Here is a 17,806-nt window from a genome sequence, read left to right as displayed (position 1 = left end):
CAATACCAGCACACCGGTGGTACCCGATCTGATCGTCACATGACCCCCACGACAACGGTCGAACCCTCAGTCCTGCCCGAACGCCGCCGCTCCAGGCTGCTCCACCACGACCCGGTGGTCCGCAGGCTGGCCGTGATCACCCTGGTCAACACCATGGGCAGCGGCCTGTCGATGACCCTCGGCGTGCTCTACTTCACCCGCGTCCTCGGCTTCGGCGTCACCGAGGTCGGCGTGGCCCTCACCGTCGCCGGACTGTGCGGCGTGCTCGCCGGGATCCCCGCCGGACGGGCCAGTGACCGCTTCGGCGCCAAGCCCGTCCTGGTCGCCCTCACCGCCGTGGAGGCGCTCGGCACCCTCGGCTACGTCCTGGTCGACGGCTTCGCCGCCTTCGCCGCCCTCGCCTGCGTGGTGGCCGCCGCCGACCGCGGCGCCGGCGCCGTCCGCGGCGCCCTCTACGCCGACATCCTGCCCGCCGACGAGCGGGTCGCCGGCCGCGCCTACCTCCGCTCCGTCACCAACGTCGGCATCTCCGTCGGCACCGTGCTCGCCGCCCTCGCCCTGCACGTCGACACCCGGGCCGCCTACTCCGCCGCCCTGCTCGCCGACGCCGCCTCCTTCCTCCTGGTCGCCGCCTGCTACGCCCTCCTCGTCCCCGCCACCCCGCGGCACGCGGCCGCCGCGGGCCCGGCCGGAACCGGCCGCAACCCCGCCCTGCGGGACCTGCCGTTCCTCGTGGTCACCGGCCTCAACGGCCTGCTCTGCCTGCAGTTCGCGATGATCGAGGTCGGCGTCCCGCTCTGGATCGTCCGGGAGACCGACGCGCCCCGGGTCATGGTGGCCGGCTCCCTGCTGGTCAACACCGCGCTGGTGATCGCCCTCCAGGTCCGCGCCACCCGCGGCACCGAGCAGCCCGGCGCCGCCGCCCGGGTGTTCGCCCGCGGCGGCCTGCTGCTCACCGGCTCCTGCCTGGTGCTGGGCCTGGCGGCGGACGTCCCGCCCGTGGTCGCCGCCCTGATGCTGATGGCCGGCATCGGCCTGCAGGCCCTCGGCGAGGTGTTCAGCCAGGCCGGCGGCTGGGCGCTCAGCTACAGCCTCGCCGGGGACCGCGCCCACGGCGCCTACCAGGGCGTCTTCAACTCCGGCGCGGCCGCCGCCCTGATGATCGGGCCCGCTCTGGTCACCACCCTGCTGCTGGGCCACGGGCTGTTCGGCTGGGCCGTGTTCGGCGCCCTGTTCGCGGCGGCCGGCCTCGCCATGGGCCCCGCCGTCCGCTGGGCGGAGGAGCGTGCGGGCGGGCCCGCCGCGTAGGCGGGCCCGCCCGGCGGGGCGCCCTCGGCGGGGCGCCCCGGACGGTCGGCGGACGATCTCGGTCAGCGGACGATCTCGGGGAGGGGCCGGCGGAACGGGAGGTCGGCCGGGGCGCACGCGGACTCGGGACCGGCGGCGCGCAGCACGGTGTCCAGGACGGCCTCCGGGTCGCAGGCGTAACCGCCGCTGGCCCAGGCGCAGTTGGCCTCCACCACCGCCCAGGTGCCGTCCGCCAGCAGGCCGACGTCCACCACGATCGCGCTGGGCAGTCCGCCCTCCGCCAGCACCTCCGCGGCGAACGCCAGCACCTCCCGCCGCAGCGGGTCCTCCTCCAGCGGCGCGAGGTCCAGCCGCCCGTCCAGCAGGTAGCGGCTGCCGGTGCGCACCGTGCCGTCCAGGACGAACAGCCGGTACTCGCGCCGGAAGGTCACGATGTCGCTGACCAGCACCGGGAAGTCGTCCTCCAGCGCGTCCGCGCCGGGCAGGCCGGTGCCGTCCGGATAGATCCGGGCCGGGAACAGCTTGTCGTTCGGCGGCTTCACGAACGCCGGCCGGCGCAGCCCGCGGGCCTCGGCGAGGGTGGTGAGGACGACCGCGCGCCCGGTGAGCTCCCGGGGCAGGCCGGCCAGCCAGTCCTGCGGGTCGGCCAGCGCCGCGATCCCCAGCTCCCGGCCGACCGCGTCCGCGAACAGCGGCCCGCCGTACAGGTGCACCGCCGCGCCGCTCTCCGCCAGACCCTCCGGCACCCGCCAACGGGTGGCGGTCTGCGCCCGCAGGCCCCGGCGGCGGGCGGCGGTGAGCAGGTGCAGGCCGGTGTCGTTGATCCTCGGCGCGAGCAGGAGAAGTCGGTCGGTCATGTGCCCGATCGTGCCCGGCCGGGACGGTGCCGGGCCACCGGATTTCGAGGCTTTGCGGGTGCTTCGGACCGGTTTCGGGCGGCGGGTCCCGGCGGGGGGATCTGGCCGTCCGGGCGCGTGACGTGCGAGAGTCGCTGCCGAGCCGTCCGACCCACCCTCAGCCGGAAAGCAGGCCCGCTTCGATGACCAGCGAAGACCCCTTCGTCCGCAGCACCACCGCCGACGCCGTCACCACCCTCACCCTGGACTCCCCGCACAACCGCAACGCCCTCTCCACCCGCCTGATGGCCGAGCTGACCCGGGGCCTCGCCGACGCCTCCGCCGACCCCGGGGTCCGGGCCGTGGTCCTCGGCCACACCGGCAAGGTGTTCTGCGCCGGGGCCGACCTCTCCGAGGCCACCGGCGCCGACCCGACCGTCGGCCCGCGCGGCCTGGTCGACCTCCAGCGGGCCATCATCGACTGCCCCAAGCCGGTGATCGCCCTGGTCGACGGCCACGTCCGGGCGGGCGGGCTCGGCCTGCTCGGCTCCTGCGACCTCGCCGTCGCCGGACCGCAGTCCACCTTCGCCTTCACCGAGGTCCGGCTCGGCCTCGCGCCCGCCGTCATCTCCCTCCCCCTGCGCCCCAAGCTCGACCCGCGGGCCGCCTCCCGCTACTACCTCACCGGCGAGACCTTCGACGCCGCCGAGGCCGCCCGGATCGGGCTGATCACCGAGGCGGCCGAGGAGCCGGCGGTGGCGCTCAAGGTCCTGCTGGACGCGATCCGGCTGGGCTCGCCGCAGGGGCTCGCCGAATCGAAGCGGCTCGCCAACGCGGAGGTGGTGGCCTCGTTCGAGCGCGACGCGGAGGAGCGGGTGACGCAGTCGGCCCGCCTCTTCGGGTCGGACGAGGCCCAGCAGGGCATGCGGGCCTTCCTCACCCGCCAGCCCGCCCCCTGGGCCCGCTGACGCCGTACTCGGGCAACCCGGGGGCGAGTGCGTACTCGGGTACACAGAAGGGGCGCGTGGGGGCGCCCGACAAACCCGTTTGCGTAGGCCGCCGCCGCGGTCAGGACCAGCGGATGTGGGCGGTGGTGCGCCAGAGGTCGAGGACGGCGGGGTCGCCGGTGACGGTGGCGTGGGTGGCGGGGACGCGGTTCCAGAGGAGCAGGTAGAGGTCGTGGGCGGTGCCGGTCACCGTGCAGTCGGCGTCGGCGCCGGTGGTCCGCTCCACGGCCAGGGGTTCCCGGCTGACCGTCACCAGCCACCCCGCCCCCGGCCGGTCCTGAGGCCGTACCAGCAGCGTTCGGACGGCGTCGCTCCGCACCCGCGCCCCCGGTCGCACCATGAACCCGCCCAGCAGCTCGTCGATCCCGTCCTCGGCCAGCCCCGCGTCGACGGGGGTGGGCTGTCGGCCGGCGGCGAGTTCCGCGTCGATGCGGTGGACGGCGGTCTCGTGGGCCTGGCGCCGGGCCCAGAAGGCGAGCGGCGAGGGGGCGGGCAGGAAGCTCCAGCAGTCCAGGTCCTCGGGTGCCGCCTCCAGCGCGGCGACCAGCCGCCCGTGCCCCTCGCGGAACCAGCCGACCAGCTCGGCGTCGGCCGGCTCCGGCCCCCAGGCCGCCTTCTGGCCCGCGGCGTCCAGCGGCTGCCGGTGCCCGTCGACGACGTACGCGGTGGCCCAGCGGTGGACCTGTCCGGTGTGCAGGACGAGGTCGCGCAGCCGCCATTCGGGGCAGCTCGGTACGGGGGCGTCCAGGGCGGTCCGGTCGGCGGCGTCGGCGAGGAGGAGGCCGTCGCGGCGCAGGGCGTCGAGGTGTTCGGAGATCTTCACGGTCCGGATTCTGCCCGCTCGCCGGGTGTGATGTTGCTCCCTCGGCGATCTCCGTACCGCGCGGGGCCGATACGGTGTGCGCATGCCGTTCGTCCGTACGCCCCTGACCGCCGCCCGCGCCCGGGTCCGCCGCGCCGCGGGCCGTCTCGTGCACCGGGGCTGGCGCTGGGTGCAGGAGGCCGGGGCGGTCTCGAACCAGAACCCCGGCCCGTACCGCTTCGGCGAGCTGGGGGACGGGACGCGGCTGGCGTTCCCGCTGGGCACGGTGTTCAACGAGCAGTGGATCACCATCGGCCCGTTCTCGATCATCGGTGAGCGGGTGACCATCTCGGCGGGCTTCCTGCCCGGGCTGGACCTCGGGCCCGAGCCGCTGGTCCGGATCGGCGGCGGCTGCGTGATCGGCCGCGGCAGCCACATCGTCGGCCACCAGTCGATCGTGCTCGGCGACGACGTGTGGACCGGCCCGAACGTCTACATCACCGACCAGGCCCACGAGTACCGCGACACCGACCTGCCGATCGGCAAGCAGTGGCCGCGCAACGCCCCGGTGGAGATCGGGGCCGGCTCCTGGATCGGTACCGGCGCGGTGATCCTGCCCGGCGCCCGGCTCGGCCGGAACGTGGTGGTCGCCGCCAACGCGGTGGTGACCGGGGAGGTTCCGGACCACGCGGTGGTGGCGGGGGCGCCTGCGAAGGTGGTGCGCAGCTGGTCGCCCGAGGAGGGCTGGCAGCCGCCGATCCGCCACGAGGCCCCGCGCCCCGTCCCGGACGGGGTCACCGCCGAGCAGCTGCGCGCCCTGGTCGGCTGGGACCTGCGGATCCCCGGGCAGTCGGACACGTCGGGGGACTGACCGCCCGTCACGGCCGGCGGGCGGGCAGCACCGCACCGGCGGTCCGCGCCACCGTCCGCCGTCGAACCACCCCGGCCGCCGCGAGGCCCCGGGGATGCCCCGCTCCGGCCCGGTCGGCCCGGCGGGCCGGTTGTCGGTGGGGGCTGCCAGGATGCGTGCATGCTCGTCACCACCCCGCACCAGGACCACTCCGCCACCGACCTCCCGCGGACCGGGCCAGCCACTGAACCCGCCGCCGAACTCGCCCTGCTGCGCGGCGACTTCGAGGTGCACCTGACCGTCGGGGCGGAGGCCGCCGACGCGCTCGCCGCCTGGGCGGAGGAGCACGGCGTCAAGTTCGTCCACATCCTGCTGGCCCGGGGCAGCGCCGCCTCGCAGCCGATGCTCACCCTGCGCGCCTCCGGCTCCTACACCGAGGTCCTCGCCGAGACGCGGCGGACGGCACGGCGGCTGGCGGCGGACGGGTTCACCGTGCTGCGGGCGAAGGTCGAGTCGGTGCCGTGGGCCGAGGGCGTGCCGGCGTCGGACGCCGACGCCGCCCGGTTCGGGGCCGCCCGGTACTTCGAGCACCACGTCAAGCTGCTGGTTCCGGAGGGCGCCGCCACCGACGGGCTGGCCGAGCTGGCCGTCCGGCACGCCGCGCACCTGTCCCGCAACGCCCGCCGGGTCCGCCCCGACGGCGTCCGGGAGCAGTTCGTGACCCAGCGCTGCCGCCTGGTCGGCTCCGAGACCGCCGCCGCCCGGCTGGACGCGCTGCTCGCCGACCTGACCGCCGCCGGCCACCAGGTCGCCTCCGCCGAGCGGGAGTTCGTCGCCCTGGACAGTGACGAGACGCTCGACGCGGGCTGGATCGACGAGGTCGCCGCGGTCGCAAAGGTCGCCGCGGTGTCCACGGCCGCCTGACCGCCTGACCGCCGGCCGTCCGACCGCTTGGCCGCCTGACCGCTTGGCCGTCTGACCGCCGCCGCGATCCGCGACACCGACCGCGGCCCCCGACCGACACCGAGCAGCGCACCACCGGCAGAGGCACCGAGCGGTGCACCGCCGACCGACGCACCACCGAGAGGGAACGCACGATGACCACCGAGCAGACCGGCCGCCCGGCCGACGCCTGGGACGCACTCGACTGGGGCCCGTGGCAGGGCAAGCTGCTGCCCCGGCAGGCCCCCAGCGAGGCGACCCGTGAGGAGCTCGACCTGCCGCGGGCGATCGTCCCGATCGACGCCGACGGGGTGACCCAGCAGCCGGTGTTCGACCCGGCGCTGGCCGGCTACGCCCGGGCGCTGCGGCCCAGCGAGCCCGCCTTCGCCGACGGGGCCGTGGCCGAGCGCTGGCTGGCCGCCCGCCGCGAGGCGCTGGACACCGTGCTCTCCGCCGTCGCCGCGACCCCGTGGGCCGAGCACCTGGTGCTGCGCGGCAGCGTTCTGCTCCGCGCCTGGTACGGCGAGGAGGCCCGGGAGCCGGGTGACCTGGACTTCGTGGTCCGCCCGCAGGACTGGCAGCTGGAGGACCCGCGCACCGACCGGATGCTGGAGGAGATCGCCGCCGCGGCGGAGCGGCTCTCGGGCGGGGTGCGGCTGCACGCCGACCGGGCGGTCTCGGACGAGATCTGGACCTACAGCCGGGTGCCGGGCCGCCGCCTGGTGGTGCCGTGGTCCGCGGCGGACCTGCCCGGCGGCACCGTCCAGCTGGACTTCGTCTTCACCGAGCACCTCCCGGCCGAGCCGCAGCGGTCCGAGCTGCCCGGGGTCACCGGGACGCTGCTCACCGCGACCCCGGAGCTCTCGCTGGCGTGGAAGGTCCTCTGGCTGGTGACCGACAACCACCCGCAGGGCAAGGACCTGTACGACGCCCTCCTGCTCACCCGGTCCACCGAGCTCTCCTACGACCTGCTGCGCGAGGCGTTCGTCGGCCCGTACGAGGCCTGGGCGTACCGGCCGCTGCTGCCCCAGCAGATCTCCTGGCTGGAGGCCGACTGGGACGAGTTCGCCAAGGACCACCCGCACCTGGCCGAGCAGGGCGAGGCGTACGAGGAGCGCCTGGCCCAGGCGCTGGCGGGCACCTTCGGCGGGCGGACCGACCAGGAGCTGCGGGTGCGCTGGATGGCGCCGGTGGTCGAGGAGCTGCGGACGGTCGTGGCCGAGGCGGGCGCCGAGGGCGTCCAGCAGAAGCTCGCCGACCGCTACATGGAGGCGATCGACCGGCTTGTGGTGACCCAGGAGCTGCTGGGCTGCGACCTGGCCGAGGCACAGCGGTTGGTGGCCGGGCACCAGGCCGACTCGGAGTACTGGGTCGGCCGGGTGCGGAAGGCCGTGGAGCAGCTGGCGGAGGCCGGGGTGCGGTAACCGCGCGGGAGGATGCGACAGGGCGCGGGTCCCGTGCCGCGGAGGTGCCGGTCGGCGGCCTCCGCGGCGCGTGGTGCCCGCGCCCTGTGGCGTTTCCGGGGTGCGGGCCTCAGCCGTCCGACCGGTCGCCGGGGGTGCGGCGGCGCAGGCGGACGGCGGCGAAGATGATCGCGCACGCGGCGAGGCCGAGGCCGGCGCAGGTCCAGGCGATCACCGCGCCGCTGGTCGCGGACTCCTCGGCGGCGGGGAGCGCGGCCTCGGTGCGGCCGGCGGTCGGTCCCGCGGTCGGTCCTGCGGTGGGTCCCGCGGTCGGTCCCCCGGTGGGGGCGGTGGTGGGGGCGGTGGTGGGGCCGACCACGACCGGCGGGACGCCGGTGGGGGCGCCGCTGCTGGGGGCGGTGCCCGGGACGGCCGTCACGTTGAGGGTGGCCGTACCGCGGCCGAGGGCCGGGAAGCCGGACTCCACGGTGACCTTCCAGGTGCCCGGCGGCAGCTGCTCCCCGGTGGTGAAGGCACCGGGTTCCCCGGGGACGGCGACCAGGCGCCACGGCCCGACGGCCCGTCCGTCCTCGGCGACCGCGCTGAGCGTGGCCGCCAGCGGTTCGGTCACCGGGTCGTGGTCGTTCTCCCAGGTGGCCACGGACTTGGTGTGGCCGTCGATGAGGCCGCTGATCTCGAAGTGGATGGTGTCGCCGTGGGCGGCGGCGGATCCGGAGGGGCCGAGGGCGAGGGCGCCGGCGGCCAGCAGGGACGCGGAGAACAGGGCGGCGGGTCGGGTCCGCATGGTGGTGCCTCCTGAGGAAATGGGGGAGCGGGGGCGGGAGGACGTGGGGTCCTCCCGCCCCCGCGGGGGCGGCGCTACGGTCAGGAGGCCTGCTGGATGGTCCAGTTCTGGTAGGCCTGGTCGTTCGGCTGCTGGAGCTCCAGCAGCCAGCCGCCGTAGTACCAGCGCTTGCTGGTGCCGAGGACCAGCGAGGAGCCCTTGGCGGTCAGCGCGTAGCCGCTGCCGTTGGCGGCCACCTTCCACTGCTGGGTGTCGGCGCCGGAGCAGGTCTGCTGGGCGACGTACTGGCCGCGGACGGCGGTGCCGCCGATCTGCAGGCACTTGCCGGACTTGACCGACTTGATCTTCAGGTAGCCGTTGCCGGCGTCCTCGAACATCCACTGCTGGTTGGTGTAGCCGGTCTTCTGGTACGCGATCAGCACGCCACCGTCGGCGGTGGAGCCGCCCCACATGTCCGCGGCCTGGCCGGTGAGGCTGTTGACCATGGTGTAGGCGGTGCCGGGCTTGGTCGGGCCGACCGGGCCGGTGGCGGCGAGGGTGCGGAAGGAGGCGGTGCGGCCGGGCTTGGAGACCTTGCCGGCGGCGTCCTTCACCGCGATGGCGATCTTGTACTCGGTCTCCGGGCGGAGCTGGACGAAGCGGACCACGGTGGAGGTCACGGTGGCCAGCGGGCGGCCGTCGAGCTGGATCTCGTAGCCGGCGGCCGAGTCGACCTTGCGCCAGCTCAGCACGGCCGAGTTGGTGGTGATCTGGCTGACCGTCACGTCAGGGCCGGTGGTCGGGCCCGCGGTGGGGGAGGGGGTGCTGCCGGTCGGGCTCGGGTTCGGGGTCGGGCCCGTGGTCTTGGTCGGCGACGCGGTCGGGGTCGGCGTGGGCGACGGGTTCGGGTTGGGGTTCGGGCCGTCGCCGTTGTTCTTGATCAGGAACTGGTTGTTGGCGACGTTCCAGTGGGTGGCCAGGTAGCTGCCCGGCTTGGGGTCGGTGTTGTAGTAGTCGTCGTGGTTGCAGTCCAGACGATCGTCACTGGCCCGATCCGGGCACACCGTGCGCATCTTGGGGTAGTACGGCGAGTCCGAGTAGCACATGATGTCCCACTCGTCGACGCAGTGGCCGCCGCGGCTGGTGTTCGGGGCGCTGTTGTTCACCGCGCCGAGGTTGTGGCCGAGTTCGTGCGCGGCGGTGGAGCCGCCCCAGCACGCGGTGTCGGTACGGCCGTACGAGGGGCCGAAGTTGCTCAGGTTGTCCTGGCTGGGGCGCTCGTCGCCCGCGAAGGTGCCGATGCCGCAGTAGACCTGCGCGTCGGCGAAGACCATGTACTTGCGGTCCTTGCGCTTGTAGCCCTGGGCGGACAGCGCGTTGTTCATCGCGCCGAACTCGCCGATGGCGTTGGCCGGGACCTCGACGTTCAGCACCGAGACCGAGCAGTCCGGCTGGGTCACGTACCGGATGTGGCGGACGCCGCCGGTCTCCTGGGCGCTCGCGTTGTAGATGGTGTCGCTGTCGGCCGCCCACTTGCGGAAGGAGGGCAGGTACTCGGCGAAGCGGTCCTTGCCGGGCGCGTGCACGTACAGCACCTGGACGCGGTTGCCGGTGGAGCCGTCGCCGTCGCAGACCACGCCGGCTGCGGCCGGGGTGCTGCTACCGGACGGCGAGCCGGCGGCCGGGGCGGCCGCGGCGAGGGTGGTGCCGGTCTGCACGTCGAGCACCGGCGGGGCACCGGCCAGCAGTTCGGCGGCGGCGGGCTCGGCCGCGTCGGTGCCCTGGAGCGCCGGGGGCTTCTCGGCGGCGGCCGCCACCGGCGGGGTGTCCTTGGAGATGTCGACCTCCTTCGGCGGCGCGTCCGGGCCGTGGGTGCACAGGCCGGCGTCCGACACCTTGTACACACCGACGCAGCGGTCGTCGCTCCCGGCGGGCGTCAGACCGTTGTAGATCAGGCCGCGCGGGGGGTCGTTCTTGGGTATCTCCTTGATCGGCGCCGGGGCCTCCTTGTGCTGGGGCCCGGACGCCGGGGAGGGGGCGACACCGTCCATGGCGGTGCCCAGTTCGGAGACCTCCGCCACCGCGGCCGCGTGGTCGGGCTGCCGGGCGTCCGTCACATAGCCGACTCCCACGGCGCTGGCGATGAGCGCGGCGGTCACTGAGGTGACGGTGATCATCAGCCTGCGGTGGTTCCGGCGCTTGTGTGTCGTCGCCGCTTTCCTGCGTGCCATGTCTCTCCTCGTCGGCAGTCGTGGGGTCGGTACTGCTTGCCGACACAGGAGGAGAGCGCTGGTCACGCCACGGATAACAGAAAATACTGACGAGTTTCGGACGGATTTCCGTCGAGAGGTTTGGACGGGCCCGCAGGTGTGCCCGACCGGTCGCCGGGGTCGGGTGCGGGCCGCCTGCGGGCCGCGGTTCAGTGCCGGATCGTCACCAGGGCCGTGACGCCCTCGACTTCCAGCCGGTCCTCCTCGCCGGCGCGCAGCAGCGCCGCGTCGAACCGGTCCAGCCGCACCCCGGCGCCGACCAGCGAGGCGGTGCCGGCGAGGCACACCGCCAGCAGCACGGCACCCTCCGGTACGGCGACCGCCCGGCCCTGCCCGGCGATCTCCACCACGGCCTCGGCCCGGCCCCGACGGGTCATCACATTGAAGTCCACCACCGGACCGGCGAGCAGCTCGCAGCCGGTGTCGGCGTCCCCGGGGAAGGCGAACGGGCGGTACGGCTCGGCCAGTCGGTGCTCCCGCCCGGCGACGGTGAGCGCCATCCCGGCGCCCTCGACCACGGTGATCACCCGGTCCACCCCCTCGAACCGGGAGAACGGGCCGCCCTGCCCGACGTCCGCCAGGCTGACCCGCCACAGGAACTCGGTCAGCCCCGCACCCGCCGGGAACCCCGCCACCTCCCGGGTCACCCCGCCGCCGTTCAGCCACGGCGTGGCCGGCCGCTCCGCCGCCCGCAGCACCTCGACCGCCATCCGGTCCTCCGTCTCCACTCGTCCGGAATCCACGGACCGGATCCTGCCACGGACCCGCGGCCGCACCACGGGTCCGAGTGACGCAGGTCCCGGCGACGACCGCCGGTGGACGCCGCGCGGCCCCGTGGATCCCGGTGATCCACGGGGCCGCGCGGCGTTCGGGGGTCCGGGCCGACCGGTGTCAGCCGGCCGCCGGGTCGCGGGGGCCGGACGGGCGGACGGCGAGGGCGATCAGACCGGCCAGCGCCGCGGCCGCCGCCACGGTGGTGAGGGCGACCGGGAGGCTGGTGGCGTCCGCGAGGAAACCGATCACCGGCGGGCCGATCAGCATGCCCGCGTACCCGAGGGTGGAGGCGGTGGCGACGCCCTGCGGCCCGCCGACCGCCCCGGCCCGGGCGATCGCCAGCGGGAAGACGTTCGCCAGGCCCAGGCCGACCAGGACGAACCCGCCCAGCGCCGGCGGCACCGAGGGGGCCAGGGCCGCCACCAGCATGCCGGCGCAGGCGGTCAGCCCGCCGAGCAGCATCACCCGGGTCTGCCCCAGCCGGACGGACAGCCAGGTGCCGCCGATCCGTCCGGCCGTCATGGCGAAGGCGAAGGCCGCGTACCCGGCCGCCGCGAGGCCGGCGGTCGCGTGCACGTCGTCGGTCAGGTGCAGGGTCGCCCAGTCGGCCAGCGCGCCCTCGCCGTACGCCGTGCAGAGCGCGGTGAGGCCGAGCAGGACGACCAGCAGGCCGGCGCGCCGCGGCGCCGCGGTGCCGCCGCGCGCCGGGGCGGGGCGGACCGCCGGGGCCGCCGGACCGCGCAGCAGGACCGCGCCGGCGACGGCCGTGACCAGCAGCCCGAGCAGCCCGCCGAGGGCCAGCGCCCAGGCGGCGCTGAGCGATCCGGCGAGCAGTCCGCCCACGCCGGCGCCGAGCAGTCCGCCCAGGCTGTAGCCGGCGTGGAAGCTGGGCATCACCGGCCGGCCGAGCTGGGCGACCAGGTCCACCGCCGCGCTGTTCATGGCGACGTTGGCCGCGCCGTACCCGGCCCCGAACAGCAGCAGCACGGCGCCCAGCGCCGGCACCGAGTGGGTGTGCGCGGGCAGCGGCACGGCCAGGCTGAGCAGGGTCAGCGCGGCGATCGTCACCGGACGGGAGCCGTACCGGACGCACAGCCGGCCGACCAGCGCCATGGTGGCCACGGCGCCGGCCGAGATGCACAGCAGGGCCAGCCCGAGGGCGCTGTGTGAGGCGCTGACCTGGGCGCGGACGTCGGGGATGCGGACGACCCAGGCGGCGAACAGGAAGCCGTCGACGGCGAAGAAGGCGGTCAGGGCGAGCCGGGCCGCGGACCAGGCCGAGGCCGGCGAGGGGCCGGTTGGGCCGGTCGGGTGGTTCTCGGTGGTGTCGGAACGGGCGGCGGTTTTGTTCAGTAGCGGCACAAAGTCAGAATAGGGGAGTGGCACACACATCTTCAAGCCCGTTCAGCGGAGCCGAGCCGTCGCGCCGCCCCGCTCCCGACCGCGGCCGCACCCTGCTCGGCCCGGCCCTCCGGCTGATCCACACCGGGCAGGCACCCACCCGCTCCGCGCTCACCGGCGCCCTGGACGTCACCCGGGCCACCGCCGGCGCCGTCACCGGCGAACTGGAGGCCCTCGGCCTGATCACCGTCGACTCCAGCCCCGCCGGCGGCGGCCGCGGCCGCCCCTCGCACCGGCTGGCCGTCGCCCCCGCCGGCCCGGTGGTGATCGCCGCCCAGATCCACGCCGACGGCGTCAGCGTCGCGCTGGCCGGACTCGGCGGACACCTGGTCGAGGCCCGGCACCTCCCGCTGCCCTCCGCCACCGACCCGGTCCGGCTGCTGCGGGCCGCCGCCGAGGCCGGCGCGGAACTGGCCCGTGCCACCCAGCGGCGCTGCCTGGGCATCGGGCTCGCCCTACCCAACCCGGTCACCGAACCCGACGGCACGGCGCTCGCCGCCCTGCACTTCGCCTGGCCCAGCGGCACCCCGGTGGCCGACCTGTTCGCCGAGGAGGTCCGCAAGGCCGACCCCGGACCGCGCGCCACCACCCCCCTGCCCAGCGCCGTCGCCAACGACGCCAACCTGGCCGCCCTCGCCGAGCACCGCCACGGCGCCGGACGCGGCGCCCGCCACCTGCTGCTGGTCACCTCGGGCCACCGCGGCGTCGGCGGCGCCCTGGTCATCGACGGGCGGCTGCACACCGGCAGCGCCGGACTCGCCCTGGAGGTCGGCCACCTGACGGTCGATCCGCAGGGCCGCCCCTGCGCCTGCGGCAACCGCGGCTGCCTCAACGCCGAGACCGACCCCGAGGCGCTGTTCGTCGCCGCCGGGCGCACCCCCGACCCCGACCGGTCGGTGTTCGGCCAGGCCCGGGCGCTGGCCGCCGACCCGGACCCGGCCGTCCGGCGGGCGGTGGACCACGTGGTCGACCGGCTCGGCCTCGGCCTCGCCGGCCTGGTCAACATCCTCAACCCCGACCGGATCGTGCTCAGCGGCCTGCACCTCGACCTGCTCGCCGCCGCCCCCGAACGGCTCGCCGCCGTGGTCGCCGACCGCTGCCTGTGGGGGCGCAGCGGACGCGTCCCGATCGTGCCCGCCCAGGTCACGCACGCCGGACTGGTGGGCGCGGCGGAACTCGCCTGGGAGCCGTACCTCAACGACCCGCAGGCGTCCGCCGAGACGCGGTGAACGGGCGGCGGTGGTTCCTGTACCAGGACGGCCGGAGGCTGGGACACTGGCCGGGCGGGCCGGGGCGAGACGGGCCGGGGCGAGACGGGACGGGCGAGGGCAGGAGCGGAGCGGATGACGGCGTACGAGCTGGACCACGTGGTGCTGTGGGTCGCGGACCCGGTGCGGTCGGCGCGGTTCTACCGGGAAGTCCTCGGCCTGGAGCCGCTGCGCCTCACGGAGTTCACCGTCGGTGAGGCGCCCTTCGTCAGCATGCGCGTCGGCCCGGGCACGGTGATCGACCTGACCCCGCTCTCCGTCGCGCCCACCCTCAACGCCGTCCCGGGTGCCGCGGGAACGGCCGGCCACCTGGTCAACCACGTCTGCCTGGCCATGGCCGAGGAGGAGTTCGAGGCGCTGCGGGGACGGCTGGAGGCCGGCGGGCACCGGGTGACGCCCGATCAGCGCGACTCGTACGGCGCCCGGGGCATCGCGCCGCGGGTGTTCTACTTCAGCGACCCGGACGGCAACGTCCTGGAGGCCCGGTACTACGAGGAGTAGACCGCGTCGGGCGGACCCGGCTACCCGGTTAAGCGGTCTACGCGGGGTGGGCGGACCGGGCGGCGGACCGGCGGCGGAGCAGGCGCAGCCGGGGCGCGGGGCCGTCGGTCCGCCGCTGCGGACGGGCGTGGCCGGCGAGCCGGTCGGCCTCGTGGTCCGACACCCGGGCCGGCGGCCCGGAGCCGTCGTCGCCGCCGGCGTACAGGTCGACCAACACGGCGGCCAGGGCGGGGAAGTCGCTCACGGGGAGCCTCCTCGGGGTGGGGCTTTCGTCCTTCGGACACCCAGCATGGCGGGCCGTCGTGACGGGCGGTTTGCATCCGGATCTCGGGCTGGTGGCCGGTACCGGGGCCGGTGTTAACACCCGGCAACCCGGGGTGAACGGGACGGGAGCGGGTTCCCCGGACCGGTGGTGCTCACGGGGAATCACGGGCGAGCGGGCGGTGTTGGCCCGGCATGACCTCCTTGTCGCCGGCCGCCGCGCCCGAGATCCTCCGGTACTCCGCCTTCACCACCGACCCCGCCGGCGGCAATCCCGCCGGCGTGGTGCCGGACGCCACCGGGATGGGAGAGGCCGAGCAGCTCGCCGTAGCCGCCGAGCTCGGCTACTCCGAGACCGCCTTCCTGATCCCGGTCGCCGGGCGGGAACGGACCTACGCCGTGCGGTACTTCAGCCCGAAGGCGGAGGTGCCGTTCTGCGGGCACGCCACGGTGGCCTCGGCGGTGGCGCTGGCCGGGCGGATCGGTCCCGGGCAGCTGCTGTTCGAGACCCCCGTCGGCGCGGTGCCCGTGGAGGTGGTGGCGGACGGCGGCGGCGCCCTGGCGGCGACGCTGACCAGCGTGAGCCCCGCCGTCGAGGCGGTGGCCGGGGCCGACCTGACCGAGGCGCTGGCCGCCCTGGCCTGGAGCCCGGAGGAGCTCGACCCCGACCTCCCGCCGCGGATCGCCTTCGCCGGGGCGCGCCACCTGGTGCTCGCGGCCCGGACGCGGCGGCGGCTCGCCGACCTCGACTACGACTTCGAGCGGCTCGCCCGGCTGATGACCCGGCTGGACCTGACGACCCTGCAGTTGGTGTACCGGGAGTCGGCGGAGGTCTTCCACGTCCGTGACCCCTTCCCGGTGGGCGGGGTGGTGGAGGATCCGGCGACCGGGGCGGCGGCGGCCGCGTTCGGGGCGTACCTGCGAGAGCTGACCGGGGTCGCGGAGGGCGTCCTCACGCTCCACCAGGGGCAGGATCTGGGGCGGCCGGGGCTGCTGCTGGTGGAGCTGCGGGCGGGGGACGACCGGGTGCGGGTGACCGGTCGCGCGGTGCGCATCCCGGACTGAGCCGGGAGCGTCCCGGTCGCCGGTCAGCCGTGGGGCGGCCGGGAGGTGCCCTCGGGCGCGCCCGGCCGCCGTCCGGTCGTGGCCTGTTCGACGAGGGGGGTGAGGCCGTCGAGCAGGGGGGTGAGGCCGAACGCGAAGAGATGGTCGAGGTGGAGGTCGTAGCCGTCGGGGAGGGCGGCGATGACGCGGGCGAAGACGGGGTAGCCGCCGGAGGCGGCGATGGCGGTGAGGGCGGGGGTCTGGGCCTCGGACCACTGCTCCTCGGAGAGGCCGGTGGCCGCCTCGGCCTGGGCCTCGCGTTCGAGATGGACGGCGATCCCGTGCACGTAGCTGTAGAGCAGGACGTGGATGTCGAGCATGGTCGCGGCCGGCAGCCCGTACCCGTCCAGGGCGCTGAGGGCCCACTCGGCGTGGGTGAGCAGGTTGGGGAGCGGCAGCGGCCGGGTGAGTGAGCTGATCTGGGCCAGCCAGGGGTGGCGGCGGTGCAGGGCCCAGAGGGTGCGGGCGCCGAGTTCGAAGCGGGCCCGCCAGCCGGCCGGCGGGTCGGCGGGGTAGGCGAGTTCGCCGTAGACGGCGTCGGCCATCAACAGGACGAGGTCGTCCTTGCCGGTGACGTAGCGGTAGGGCGACATGGTGGCGACGCCGAGCCGGGCGGCGACGCCGCGCATGGAGACGGCGGCGATGCCCTCCGCGTCGGCGATCTCGACGGCGGCCCGGACGATCCGCTCCCGGGTGAGCTCGTGGTCGGATCCGCCGGCAGCCGCCCGGGGCCGTCCGGGAGCGGCGACCGGTGCGGGTCCCGCCGGGGCGGCGACCACGGTGCCGACCCGCGGCCGGGCCTCCACCAGCCCCTCCTGGCGGAGGGCGGCGAGCACCTTGGTGGCGGTGGCGAGGGCCACCCCCCACTCCCTGGCGATCTGCCGGGTCGAGGGCACCGGGTCGCCCGGCTTCAGCGCACCCCCGAGGATGCGCTGCCTGATCTCGGCGGCGATCCGCAGGTACGGCGGTTCGGTGTGCTCGGCCACGGTGTCCCTCCCACTCTCCTGTACTAGTACAGAGGCTAGCAGGTCGGCGCGCGGGTCGGTGGGCTGTACCGGGCGGGCAGGGCTGTTGCGGGGGCTGTGCGTACGGTGTACGTTCAGGTCTCGGGCGCCGCACACCGCGGCGCGTACACCGTACGAATCGGGGGAACCGTCATGGGTGGGAGCGTGCTGGTCTCGGGTGCCGGCGTGGCCGGGCTGGCGCTGGCGTCCTGGCTGGACCGGGGCGGCTGGGCCGTCACCGTGGTCGAGCGGGCGCCGGGGCTGCGGGCCGGGGGCCAGGCGGTGGACATCCGCGGGGTCGCCCTGGAGGTGGCCGAGCGGATGGGGGTGCTCGCGGAGGTCGCCGACCTGCGCACCCGGGCGCGGGGGATGTCCGTGCTCGACGGGCAGGGCAACGAGCTGATGCGCACCACCGAGTCCACCTTCAGCGCCGGCCGGCTCGACGGCGAGGACGTGGAGGTGCTCCGCGAGGACCTCACCCGGATCCTCCACGCCCACGTGGGGGAGCGCGTCCAGTACCTCTTCGGCGACTCGGTGACCGGCCTGGCGCCGTACGAGGACGGGGTGAAGGTCACCTTCGAGCGCGCCGCCGCCCGGGAGTTCGACCTGGTCGTGGGGGCCGACGGGCTGCACTCCCGGGTCCGCGACCTCGCCTTCGGCCCCGAGGGCGAGTACCTCGACCCGCTGGGCATCCGGCTCGCCGTCTACAGCGCGGAGAACTTCCTCGGCCTGGAGGACTGGCAGGTCTGGCTGCGGGACGGCGACGCCGGGTACGGCATCTACCCCGTCCGCGGCAACACCGAGCTGCGCGTCACCCTCGGCTGGCCCGGCAGCCCCCGGGATCCGGGCCACCGGAACGTCGCACGCCAGAAGGAACTGGCCGCCGAGGCGATGGCCGGCCTGGGCTGGGAGACGCCCCGGCTGCTCGCGGAGATGGCGAAGGCGCCGGACTTCTACTGCGACCTGATGGCCCGGATCCGGATGGACGGCTGGTCGCGCGGCCGCACCGTGCTGCTCGGCGACGCCGGGTACTGCGCCTCGCCGCTGTCCGGGCAGGGCACCAGCCTGGCGCTGGTCGGGGCGTACGTGCTGGCCCAGGAGCTCGGCCGGGCCGACCATCCGGTGGCGTTCGCGCGGTACGAGGAGCGGATGCGGCCCTTCGTGGAGCTCAACCAGGCCCTGGCCACCGAGAACCCGGGCGGTCCGGCCTCGGAGGAGTCGGTGGAGCGGGCGAAGAACGCCATCTCCCTGGACGGGTAGCAGCAGACATGGGTGGGGGCTCGCGATAAGT

The 17,806-nt window shown here is 75.5% G+C and carries 17 protein-coding genes; 9 read left to right on the top strand and 8 right to left on the bottom strand.

What is annotated here, in order from left to right; translation table 11 throughout:
* Positions 1-39: 39 nt before the first annotated feature.
* A complete protein-coding gene (locus tag ABWK59_RS07835) occupies positions 40-1,308 on the top strand; it encodes an MFS transporter (protein WP_354639063.1) in 1,269 nt (422 codons plus the stop codon).
* Between the two features lie 62 nt (positions 1,309-1,370).
* Here ABWK59_RS07835 and ABWK59_RS07830 read toward each other — a convergent pair whose 3' ends face one another.
* The gene (locus tag ABWK59_RS07830; protein ID WP_354639061.1) at positions 1,371-2,165 is read right to left on the bottom strand and encodes an ATP-grasp domain-containing protein; all 795 of its coding nucleotides are present in this window, start codon (positions 2,163-2,165) and stop codon (positions 1,371-1,373) included.
* A gap of 182 nt (positions 2,166-2,347) precedes the next feature.
* Here ABWK59_RS07830 and ABWK59_RS07825 point away from each other — a divergent pair, with 182 nt between their 5' ends.
* On the top strand, positions 2,348-3,112 hold the full coding sequence (locus tag ABWK59_RS07825) for an enoyl-CoA hydratase family protein (protein WP_354639059.1): 765 nt from the start codon (positions 2,348-2,350) through the stop codon (positions 3,110-3,112).
* A gap of 100 nt (positions 3,113-3,212) precedes the next feature.
* Here ABWK59_RS07825 and ABWK59_RS07820 read toward each other — a convergent pair whose 3' ends face one another.
* Positions 3,213-3,974 carry a maleylpyruvate isomerase family mycothiol-dependent enzyme gene (locus tag ABWK59_RS07820; RefSeq protein ID WP_354639057.1) on the bottom strand — a complete coding sequence of 254 codons (762 nt, stop codon included), beginning with the start codon at positions 3,972-3,974 and terminating at the stop codon, positions 3,213-3,215.
* Positions 3,975-4,056: 82 nt separating this feature from the next.
* Between ABWK59_RS07820 and ABWK59_RS07815 the strand changes: the two genes are divergently transcribed.
* The 3 genes from ABWK59_RS07815 (at position 4,057) to ABWK59_RS07805 (ending at position 7,169) form a co-directional block, all read left to right on the top strand.
* Positions 4,057-4,824, top strand: a complete 768-nt coding sequence (locus tag ABWK59_RS07815) for an acyltransferase (RefSeq protein WP_354639055.1) — start codon at positions 4,057-4,059, stop codon at positions 4,822-4,824.
* Between the two features lie 159 nt (positions 4,825-4,983).
* Complete coding sequence (locus ABWK59_RS07810) at positions 4,984-5,727, top strand: hypothetical protein (RefSeq protein WP_354639053.1); 744 nt, start codon at positions 4,984-4,986, stop codon at positions 5,725-5,727.
* A 173-nt stretch (positions 5,728-5,900) separates the two neighbouring features.
* On the top strand, positions 5,901-7,169 hold the full coding sequence (locus ABWK59_RS07805; protein ID WP_354639051.1) for a nucleotidyl transferase AbiEii/AbiGii toxin family protein: 1,269 nt from the start codon (positions 5,901-5,903) through the stop codon (positions 7,167-7,169).
* Between the two features lie 109 nt (positions 7,170-7,278).
* Here the strand turns inward: ABWK59_RS07805 and ABWK59_RS07800 are convergent, their stop codons facing one another.
* The 4 genes from ABWK59_RS07800 to ABWK59_RS07785 form a co-directional block, all read right to left on the bottom strand.
* Entirely contained in the window at positions 7,279-7,953 is a 675-nt protein-coding gene (locus ABWK59_RS07800) for a hypothetical protein (protein WP_354639049.1), read from the bottom strand.
* 80 nt (positions 7,954-8,033) lie between these two features.
* The gene (locus ABWK59_RS07795; RefSeq protein WP_354639047.1) at positions 8,034-10,163 is read right to left on the bottom strand and encodes an RICIN domain-containing protein; all 2,130 of its coding nucleotides are present in this window, start codon (positions 10,161-10,163) and stop codon (positions 8,034-8,036) included.
* A 188-nt stretch (positions 10,164-10,351) separates the two neighbouring features.
* Positions 10,352-10,945 (bottom strand): HutD family protein, encoded by a 594-nt coding sequence (locus ABWK59_RS07790; RefSeq protein WP_354639045.1) that lies wholly within the window; start codon positions 10,943-10,945, stop codon positions 10,352-10,354.
* A gap of 148 nt (positions 10,946-11,093) precedes the next feature.
* On the bottom strand, positions 11,094-12,338 hold the full coding sequence (locus ABWK59_RS07785; RefSeq protein WP_420492744.1) for an MFS transporter: 1,245 nt from the start codon (positions 12,336-12,338) through the stop codon (positions 11,094-11,096).
* 17 nt (positions 12,339-12,355) lie between these two features.
* On the opposite strand from ABWK59_RS07785, the gene ABWK59_RS07780 reads away from it, so the two are divergent.
* On the top strand, positions 12,356-13,606 hold the full coding sequence (locus ABWK59_RS07780; RefSeq protein WP_354639043.1) for an ROK family protein: 1,251 nt from the start codon (positions 12,356-12,358) through the stop codon (positions 13,604-13,606).
* A gap of 114 nt (positions 13,607-13,720) precedes the next feature.
* The gene (locus tag ABWK59_RS07775; RefSeq protein WP_354639041.1) at positions 13,721-14,146 is read left to right on the top strand and encodes a VOC family protein; all 426 of its coding nucleotides are present in this window, start codon (positions 13,721-13,723) and stop codon (positions 14,144-14,146) included.
* Positions 14,147-14,183: 37 nt separating this feature from the next.
* Here the strand turns inward: ABWK59_RS07775 and ABWK59_RS07770 are convergent, their stop codons facing one another.
* Complete coding sequence (locus ABWK59_RS07770; RefSeq protein WP_354639039.1) at positions 14,184-14,390, bottom strand: hypothetical protein; 207 nt, start codon at positions 14,388-14,390, stop codon at positions 14,184-14,186.
* Positions 14,391-14,602: 212 nt separating this feature from the next.
* Here ABWK59_RS07770 and ABWK59_RS07765 point away from each other — a divergent pair, with 212 nt between their 5' ends.
* A complete protein-coding gene (locus ABWK59_RS07765) occupies positions 14,603-15,472 on the top strand; it encodes a PhzF family phenazine biosynthesis protein (protein WP_420492743.1) in 870 nt (289 codons plus the stop codon).
* A 23-nt stretch (positions 15,473-15,495) separates the two neighbouring features.
* Here ABWK59_RS07765 and ABWK59_RS07760 read toward each other — a convergent pair whose 3' ends face one another.
* A complete protein-coding gene (locus ABWK59_RS07760) occupies positions 15,496-16,497 on the bottom strand; it encodes a TetR/AcrR family transcriptional regulator C-terminal domain-containing protein (protein WP_354639037.1) in 1,002 nt (333 codons plus the stop codon).
* A gap of 171 nt (positions 16,498-16,668) precedes the next feature.
* Between ABWK59_RS07760 and ABWK59_RS07755 the strand changes: the two genes are divergently transcribed.
* On the top strand, positions 16,669-17,775 hold the full coding sequence (locus tag ABWK59_RS07755) for an FAD-dependent monooxygenase (RefSeq protein WP_354639035.1): 1,107 nt from the start codon (positions 16,669-16,671) through the stop codon (positions 17,773-17,775).
* The last annotated feature ends 31 nt before the right edge of the window (positions 17,776-17,806 follow it).

The sequence above is a fragment of the Kitasatospora sp. HUAS MG31 genome (assembly GCF_040571325.1).
GTDB classification, from domain to species: Bacteria; Actinomycetota; Actinomycetes; order Streptomycetales; family Streptomycetaceae; genus Kitasatospora; species Kitasatospora camelliae.
Note: the sequence above shows the minus strand (reverse complement) of the source record. Positions and strands in the feature narration are given on the sequence as shown.

Coding starts and splice junctions, on each gene's coding strand:
- ABWK59_RS07835 (WP_354639063.1), top strand. CDS start 40: ATGACCCCCACGACAACGGTCGAACCCTCAGTCCTGCCCGAACGCCGC.
- ABWK59_RS07830 (WP_354639061.1), bottom strand. CDS start 2,165: ATGACCGACCGACTTCTCCTGCTCGCGCCGAGGATCAACGACACCGGC.
- ABWK59_RS07825 (WP_354639059.1), top strand. CDS start 2,348: ATGACCAGCGAAGACCCCTTCGTCCGCAGCACCACCGCCGACGCCGTC.
- ABWK59_RS07815 (WP_354639055.1), top strand. CDS start 4,057: ATGCCGTTCGTCCGTACGCCCCTGACCGCCGCCCGCGCCCGGGTCCGC.
- ABWK59_RS07810 (WP_354639053.1), top strand. CDS start 4,984: ATGCTCGTCACCACCCCGCACCAGGACCACTCCGCCACCGACCTCCCG.
- ABWK59_RS07805 (WP_354639051.1), top strand. CDS start 5,901: ATGACCACCGAGCAGACCGGCCGCCCGGCCGACGCCTGGGACGCACTC.
- ABWK59_RS07800 (WP_354639049.1), bottom strand. CDS start 7,953: ATGCGGACCCGACCCGCCGCCCTGTTCTCCGCGTCCCTGCTGGCCGCC.
- ABWK59_RS07795 (WP_354639047.1), bottom strand. CDS start 10,163: ATGGCACGCAGGAAAGCGGCGACGACACACAAGCGCCGGAACCACCGC.
- ABWK59_RS07775 (WP_354639041.1), top strand. CDS start 13,721: ATGACGGCGTACGAGCTGGACCACGTGGTGCTGTGGGTCGCGGACCCG.
- ABWK59_RS07765 (WP_420492743.1), top strand. CDS start 14,603: ATGACCTCCTTGTCGCCGGCCGCCGCGCCCGAGATCCTCCGGTACTCC.
- ABWK59_RS07755 (WP_354639035.1), top strand. CDS start 16,669: ATGGGTGGGAGCGTGCTGGTCTCGGGTGCCGGCGTGGCCGGGCTGGCG.